This window comes from Ideonella sp. B508-1 (assembly GCF_000333615.1).
Taxonomy (GTDB): domain Bacteria; phylum Pseudomonadota; class Gammaproteobacteria; order Burkholderiales; family Burkholderiaceae_C; genus Ideonella.
Genome location: NZ_BADL01000597.1, coordinates 1 through 7,107 on the forward strand (window position 1 = coordinate 1; position 7,107 = coordinate 7,107).

The following is a 7,107-nucleotide window of genomic DNA, read 5'->3' on the forward strand; positions in this document are numbered from 1 at the left end:
GCGATGTGCGTTCCCGGCGTGGCCCAGGCCCTCGCGCCCGAGGGCGGCACCGCCTGCGCCCATCCCGCCGAGGTGGCGGCCCTGGCCAGCGTGGTGGTGTCGGTGGTCGTCAATGCGGCCCAGACCGAGGCCGTGCTCTTCGGCGACAACGGCGCCGCCGCGGCCATGCAGCCGGGCAGCACCTTCATCATGTGCTCCACCGTGGACCCCAACTGGTCCATCGCGCTCGAAGGCAAGCTCAACGCCCTGGGCATCCACTACATCGACGCGCCCATCTCGGGCGGCGCGGCCAAGGCCGCCTCCGGCCAGATGACGGTGATGAGCTCGGCCAAGCCCGAGGCCTACGCGGCCGCTGGCGCGGTGCTCGACGGCATGGCCGGCACCGTGTACCGCCTGGGCGACGCGGCCGGCGCGGGCAGCAAGGTCAAGATCATCAACCAGCTGCTGGCCGGCGTGCACATCGCCGCCGCGGCCGAGGCCATGGCCCTGGGCCTGCGCGAAGGCGTGGACCCGGCCAAGGTCTACGAGGTGATCACCCACAGTGCCGGCAACAGCTGGATGTTCGAGAACCGCATGGCCCATGTGCTGGCCGGCGACTTCACCCCGCTGTCGGCCGTGGACATCTTCGTCAAGGACCTGGGCCTGGTGCTGGACACCGCCCGCGCCAGCAAATTCCCGCTGCCGCTGGCCGCCACCGCGCACCAGATGTTCATGCAGGCCTCCACCGCCGGCTTCGCCAAGGAAGACGACAGCGCGGTGATCAAGATCTTCCCGGGCATCACCCTGCCGGAAAAGAAGGTCTGAACCATGAGCGCCAAGATCCTGCTGGGCTGCATCGCCGACGACTTCACCGGCGCCACCGACCTGGCCAACAACCTGGTGCGCGCCGGCATGCGCGTGGTGCAGACCATCGGCGTGCCGGCCGGCCCGCTGGACGCCCAGGCCGACGCGGTGGTGGTGGCGCTCAAGTCGCGCACCATTCCCGCGGCCGAGGCCGTGGCCCAGTCGCTCGAGGCGCTGCGCTGGCTGCAGGCCCAGGGCGCGCGGCAGATCTATTTCAAGTACTGCTCCACCTTCGACAGCACCCCGGCGGGCAACATCGGCCCGGTGACCGAGGCGCTGATGGACGCGCTGGGCACCGACTTCACCATCGCCACACCGGCCTTCCCGGACAACAAGCGCACGGTGTTCAAGGGCTACCTCTTCGCGGGCGATGTGCTGCTGAGCGAGTGCGGCATGCAGAACCACCCGCTCACGCCCATGCGCGACCCGAACCTGGTGCGGGTGCTGCAGGCCCAGACCCGCCGCCCGGTGGGTCTGATCGACCATGCGGTGGTGGCCGAGGGCGAGGCGGCCATCCGCGCGCGCATCGCCGCGCTGCGGGCCCAGGGCGTGGGCATCGCCATCGTCGACGCTGTCTCCAACGCCGACCTGCTGCGCATGGCGCCGGCCCTGGCCGATCTGCCGCTGCTGACCGCCGGCTCCGGCGTGGCCATCGGCCTGCCGGGCAACTTCGGTCTGGCGCCGTCCGGCCAGGCCGCGGCGCTGCCGGCGGCCGGTGGTCTGCGCGCCATCGTCTCGGGCAGCTGCTCGGTGGCCACCAACGGCCAGGTGACGGACTTCATTCGCCAGGGCGGCCAGGCCCTGGCCATCGACCCGCTGCGCATCGCCGCCGGCGTGGACGTGGCGGCCGAAGCCCTGGCCTGGGCCGAGGCCCGCGTGGCCGACGGCCCGGTGCTGGTCTACTCCACCGCCGAGCCGGCGGCCGTGCGCGCCATCCAGGGCGAACTGGGCGTGGAAGAGGCCGGAGCCCTGGTCGAGCGCACCATCGCCGCCATCGCCCGCGGCCTGGTGCAACGCGGCGTGCGCCAGCTGGTGGTGGCCGGCGGCGAGACCTCCGGCGCCTGCGTGCAGGCCCTGGGCATCGCCCAGATGCGCATCGGCGGCCAGATCGACCCCGGCGTGCCCTGGTGCCACGCGGTGTCCGATGTGGCGCCCGAGGGCTTGCACATCACGCTCAAGTCCGGCAACTTCGGCACCCCCGACTTCTTCACCAAGGCCTTCGACCTGCTGCAGACGCAGGCCTGAGTCCCCCATGAGCGCCGAGATCCCCTTCCTGGACGAGGCCGAGGCCCGCGCGGAGATCTGCCGCGTGGGCCGTTCGCTCTTCGAGCGCGGCTATGTGCACGCCACCGCGGGCAACATCAGCGTGCGCCTGGCCGACGGCTACCTGATCACCCCCACGGATGCCTGCCTGGGCACGTTGGCGCCCGAGCGCCTGGCCCGGCTGGATGCCCAGGGCCAGCAGCTGGCCGGCGACAAGGGCAGCAAGACCATCGTGCTGCACCGGCGCATCTATGCCGCCACCGAGGCCGCGGGCCATGGCGCGCGCTGCGTCATCCACACCCACAGCAGCCACCTGGTGGCCTGCTCGCTGGAGGCCGACAGCGCCGCCGCGGGCGCGCTGGCCGAGGACGCCGAGTTGCTGCCGCCCATCACGCCCTACTTCGTCATGAAGGTGGGCCGGGTGCCGCACATCCCTTACCACCGGCCTGGCGCCCCGGCCGCTGCTGACGCGGTGGCCGCGGCCATCGCCCGCCATGCCGCCGCCGGCCGCCGCCTGCAGGCGGTGATGCTGGCCCGGCTGGGCCCCAACGTCTGGCACGACCACCCGGCCGCGGCCCTGGCCACGCTGGAGGAGCTGGAGGAAACCGCGCGCCTGTGGCAGAGGCTGCGGCCGCGGCCCACGCCGCTGAGCGAAGCCCAGATCGCCGAGCTGCGCGAGGTCTTTGGCGCACACTGGTGAGCCCTGCCGCGCCGGAACTGCCGCGATGTCCCTGCCTGAGCCACCCGCCCTGAGCCCGCGCGAAACGCGGCACACCCTGCGCGACGTGCGCCTGCACGACGGCACCGTGCTGCCCACGCTGGCGCTGGCCTGCACCACGCTGGGCGCGCCGGACGGCGAGCCGGTGCTGCTGCTGCACGGCAGCCAGGGCTCGGCGGCCAGCTGGCTCACACCGGCCTGGGCCGGGCGGATGTTCGGCCCCGGCCAGCCGCTGGACGCCGCGCGCCACCACCTGATCCTGCCCGACGCCCTGGGCAGTGGCCGTTCGGCCAAACCCAGCGACGGCCTGGGACCGGCCTTCCCGGCCTACACCTACGGCGACATGGTGGCCGTGCTGCACCGCCTGCTGACCGAGGCACTGGGCATCCACCACCTGCGCGCGGTCATCGGCTATTCGATGGGCGGCATGCACACCTGGCTGCTGGCCGGTCAACACCCGGGCTGGATGGACATCGCCGTGCCCATGGCCGCCTCGCCTGCGCCCATGGGCGGGCGCAACTGGCTGCTGCGCCGCATGCTGTGCGAGAGCATCCGCCGCGACCCGGCCTGGCAGGGCGGGCGCTACACCACCCAGCCGCCCGCACTGGCCTGGGCCTCCACCTTCTTCGCGCTGGCTGCCAACGGCGGCGAGCAGGCCCTGCGGGCCCAGGCGCCCGATGTGGCCGCGGCCGACGCGCTGCTGGCCCAGCGCCTGGCCGCGCCCTTCGCGGGCGATGCCAACGACCACCTCTGGCAGTGGGAGGCCGCGCGCGACTACGACCCCACGCCCGGCCTGGACCGCATCCGCGCCCGGGTGCTGGCCATCACCAGCGCCGACGACGAGCGCAACCCGCCGGCCCTGGACCTGATGGCCCCGGCCATCGCCCGCATTCCCCACGCCCGCCACCGGGTGGTGCCGCCCGGCGCCGGCACCAGCGGCCACGCCAGCCTGATGGACGCCCGCTTCTGCGCCGACGAACTGGTCACCCTGCTGCGCGAGGCGCCGCGGCTGGCCTGAGTCCCTGAGCCCAACTTCCTTCCGTTTCCCGTTCCGAGAGTCCCCCCATGCCCCGTTTTGCCGCCAACCTGTCCATGCTCTACAACGACGTGGACTTTCTCGATCGCTTTGCCGCCGCCGCCGCCGATGGCTTTCGCGGCGTCGAGTACCTCTTCCCCTATGCCTGGCCGGCCGAGCAGCTGGCCGGCCTGCTGAAGGCCCACGGCCTGCAGCAGGTGCTGTTCAACGCCCCTCCGGGCAAATGGGATGCCGGTGAGCGCGGCCTGGCCTGCCTGCCCGGCCGCGAGGCCGAGTTCCGCGCCGGCTTCGAACAGGCGCTGGGCTACGCCCGCGTGCTGGGCTGCCCGCGCATCCATGTGATGGCCGGCCTGCTGCCCGCGGGCCAGACCCGCGACAGCGTGCGCGCCACCTACGTGGCCAACCTGAAGGTGGCGGCCGCGCTGGCCGCCGAGGCCGGGGTGGACGTGCTGATCGAGCCGATCAACGAGCGCGACATGCCCGGCTTCTTCCTGAACCGCCAGGACCAGGCCCACGCCCTGGTGGTCGAGATCGGCGCGCCCAACGTCAAGGTGCAGATGGACCTCTACCACTGCCAGATCGTCGAGGGCGACCTGGCGATGAAGATCCGCCAGTACCTGCCCACCGGCCGCGTCGGCCACTTCCAGATCGCCGGCGTGCCCGAGCGGCACGAGCCCGACATCGGCGAGATCCACCACCCCTACCTGTTCCGCCTCATCGACGAACTGGGCTGGGACGGCTGGATCGGCTGCGAGTACCGCCCGGCCCGCGGCAGCGCGCCGCACGCCACCTCCGACGGCCTGGGCTGGCTCCAGCCCTGGCTGGGCTGAAGACCCGGATCGGCACCGCGGCTCAGGCCGCGATGCGGCGGGCGAGCCAGCGTTCCAGCCACTGCGGCCCGCTGCCCGACAGCCGGAACAGCCAGCGCGCCATGCCGCCCACCGGCCAGTGCACCCGGCCCCAGCCACGGGCCCGGGCGGCGCGCCAGACCTGCTCGGCCACGTCCTCGGCCGTCAGCCGCACGCCCAGGCGGCGGATGCTCTGCGCATCCATGTCCTGCACCATGGCCGTCTGCACGAACAGCGGCATCAGGTCCTGCACGCGGATGCCGTCCTGTTCCCACTCGATGTTCAGCGCCTCGGTCAGCCCGCGCACCGCGAACTTGCTGGCCGAGTAGGTGGCCAGCGAGGCCTGACCGTAGATGGCCGCGGTGGAGCACAGGTTGATGACCTGCGCGCCCGGCGTGGCCGCCAGCAGCGGGTGGGCCAGCCAGCAGCCGTTGAGCAGGCCCTTCACGTTGACGTCGATCACCGCGTGGTGCTTGGCCAGCGGTGATTGGGCGAAGGGCCCGGAGATCAGGAGGCCGGCGTTGTTGACCAGCAGGTCCAGCCGGCCGAAGCGTTCGCGCACGGTGGCCAGGGCCGCCGTCCACTGGGCCGGGTCGGTCACGTCCAGGGCCAGGCCCAGGCAGCGCGCCTCGCCCAGGCCGTGCACCAGGTCGGCCAGGCCGGTGGCGTCGATGTCGCCGGCCACCACCTGCCAGCCTTCCAGCGCGAAGCGGCGGGCGGTGGCCCGGCCGATGCCGGTGGCCGCGCCGGTGATCAGGACGCAGCGGTTTGGGGTGTCGTGGGCCATGGGGCGGGGCTTTCGTCGGGAATCGCGGGGGCGCTGGCCGGTGCGGCCTGGGCCATGAAGCGCTGGCTGGCCTGGCCCAGGGCCTGCACCGCGGCGGCGGCCGAGGCCAGGTAGCCCGCCTGCAGCTGGAACACATGCCAGCGCCGGGCATGCACCTCCAGTTGCACTGGCAGGCCGCAGGCCTGGGCGTGGCGGGCCAGGGCCAGGGCATGGCCGCGCAGGATCTCCTCCTCGCCCACCTGGATGAACAGCGGCGGCAGGCCGGCCAGGTCCTGGCTCAGGGGCCGGTGCTCCGGCGCGTCGGCCGGCGCGGCGTACCAGCGCAGGGCCTGGGTGAGCCAGCCCGGGCGCAGCATGGGGTCGCGCTGGGCGGGGTCGGTGAGGCCGCCTTCGGGGCGCAGGTCCGTCACCGGCGAGAGCAGCAGCAGCCCGGCCGCCGGGGCCTCGCCCAGGGCCTTGAGCCGCAGGGCCAGCGCCAGGGCCAGCGCACCGCCGGCCGAATCGCCCGCGATGACGATGCGCCCGGCCGGCAGGCCGTGCGCCCGCAGCGCCCGCCACACCGCCAGCACGTCGTCCAGCCCAGCCGGGTAGGGGTGCTCGGGCGCCAACCGGTAGTCCACCACCCAGACGGGGCATTGCGCGGCCGGGGCCAGGCGGCTGCTCAGGCTGCGGTGGGTGGCCGGGCCGCCCAGGCAGAAGGCGCCGCCGTGCAGGTAGAGGATGGCGCCATCGGCGGCCTCGCTGCGGCCCGGCGGGCTGAGGACTTCCACCGGCACCGCGCCGACGCGTTCCTGGCGCCGCTGCACGCCGCCGCCGGCGAACATGGTGAGCGTCAGCGCCCGCGCCACCGCGCGCTGCAGCGGCGCGTTCAGCGGCGGGCCCACCAGCAGGCGGAAGCTGTGGCGCAGCAGGCTGCGCAGGCCGGCGGCCACCAGGGCCTCCGTGCGGCTGGCGGGCTCGCGCAGCTCGACCGCGCCGGGCAGGCCGGGCTGTCCGGGGGTCTTGGCCAGCGGCCTGCTCAGGCGGTAGGCCGACAGCGAGGACCAGCGCGTCCAGGCCCGGAAGCTCAGCGTGAAGTCGGGCCAGTTGGTGGGGTTGTGGCCACGCGCGTCCACGTACCAGCTGCGGCAACCGTTCCACACCGTGGCCGTCAGCCGGCGCTGCACCCAGCGGTTGAAGCGGCCGAAGCGGCCGGGGTCCACCTCCAGCGCGGTGGCGCCGGCCTGCTGCATCGCCCGCCGGCAGCGCATCACATGGGCGATCTGGCTCTCCAGCATGTAGACGATGGAGTTGTGGCCCAGGTTGGTGTTGGGCCCGTAGAGCGTGAACAGGTTGGGAAAGCCCGGCACCGTCAGGCCCAGGTAGGCGGCCGCGCCCTCGCGCCAGGCTTCGTCCAGCGTGCGGCCGTCACGGCCGGTGATGCGCATGGGCGCCAGGAACTCGGTGGCCGCAAAGCCGGTGCCGTAGACCAGCACGTCGGCCGGGTGCAGCCGCCCGTCCACCGTCTCCACCCCCGCGGACGTGATGCGGCGGATGCCCTCGGTCACCAGGGCCACATTGGGCCGGGCCATGGTGGCCAGGTAGGTGGAGGACAGCAGGATGCGCTTGCAGC

General features: G+C 73.6%; 7 protein-coding genes. 5 read left to right on the forward strand and 2 right to left on the reverse strand.

What is annotated here, in order from left to right:
• The 5 genes from ltnD to otnI form a co-directional block, all read left to right on the forward strand.
• The coding region (gene ltnD / locus I73_RS23745; RefSeq protein ID WP_026097139.1) for an L-threonate dehydrogenase at positions 1-804 on the forward strand (804 nt) is incomplete at its 5' end.
• 3 nt (positions 805-807) lie between these two features.
• On the forward strand, positions 808-2,088 hold the full coding sequence (gene otnK / locus I73_RS23750; protein ID WP_022982903.1) for a 3-oxo-tetronate kinase: 1,281 nt from the start codon (positions 808-810) through the stop codon (positions 2,086-2,088).
• A 28-nt stretch (positions 2,089-2,116) separates the two neighbouring features.
• On the forward strand, positions 2,117-2,806 hold the full coding sequence (locus I73_RS23755; protein ID WP_026097140.1) for an aldolase: 690 nt from the start codon (positions 2,117-2,119) through the stop codon (positions 2,804-2,806).
• A 25-nt stretch (positions 2,807-2,831) separates the two neighbouring features.
• On the forward strand, positions 2,832-3,842 hold the full coding sequence (locus I73_RS23760; RefSeq protein ID WP_022982905.1) for an alpha/beta fold hydrolase: 1,011 nt from the start codon (positions 2,832-2,834) through the stop codon (positions 3,840-3,842).
• Positions 3,843-3,889: 47 nt separating this feature from the next.
• Complete coding sequence (gene otnI / locus I73_RS23765; protein ID WP_022982906.1) at positions 3,890-4,690, forward strand: 2-oxo-tetronate isomerase; 801 nt, start codon at positions 3,890-3,892, stop codon at positions 4,688-4,690.
• A gap of 22 nt (positions 4,691-4,712) precedes the next feature.
• Here otnI and I73_RS23770 read toward each other — a convergent pair whose 3' ends face one another.
• Positions 4,713-5,495 carry an SDR family oxidoreductase gene (locus I73_RS23770; protein WP_022982907.1) on the reverse strand — a complete coding sequence of 261 codons (783 nt, stop codon included), beginning with the start codon at positions 5,493-5,495 and terminating at the stop codon, positions 4,713-4,715.
• A partial coding sequence (locus I73_RS30285) for an alpha/beta hydrolase fold domain-containing protein (protein ID WP_022982908.1) occupies positions 5,462-7,107 on the reverse strand: 1,646 nt, incomplete at its 5' end. The genes I73_RS23770 and I73_RS30285, both read right to left, overlap by 34 nt.

Excerpts from the sequence above, each read along its gene's own strand:
- otnK (WP_022982903.1), top strand. The coding sequence starts at position 808 with ATGAGCGCCAAGATCCTGCTGGGCTGCATCGCCGACGACTTCACCGGC.
- I73_RS23760 (WP_022982905.1), top strand. The coding sequence starts at position 2,832 with ATGTCCCTGCCTGAGCCACCCGCCCTGAGCCCGCGCGAAACGCGGCAC.
- otnI (WP_022982906.1), top strand. The coding sequence starts at position 3,890 with ATGCCCCGTTTTGCCGCCAACCTGTCCATGCTCTACAACGACGTGGAC.
- I73_RS23770 (WP_022982907.1), bottom strand. The coding sequence starts at position 5,495 with ATGGCCCACGACACCCCAAACCGCTGCGTCCTGATCACCGGCGCGGCC.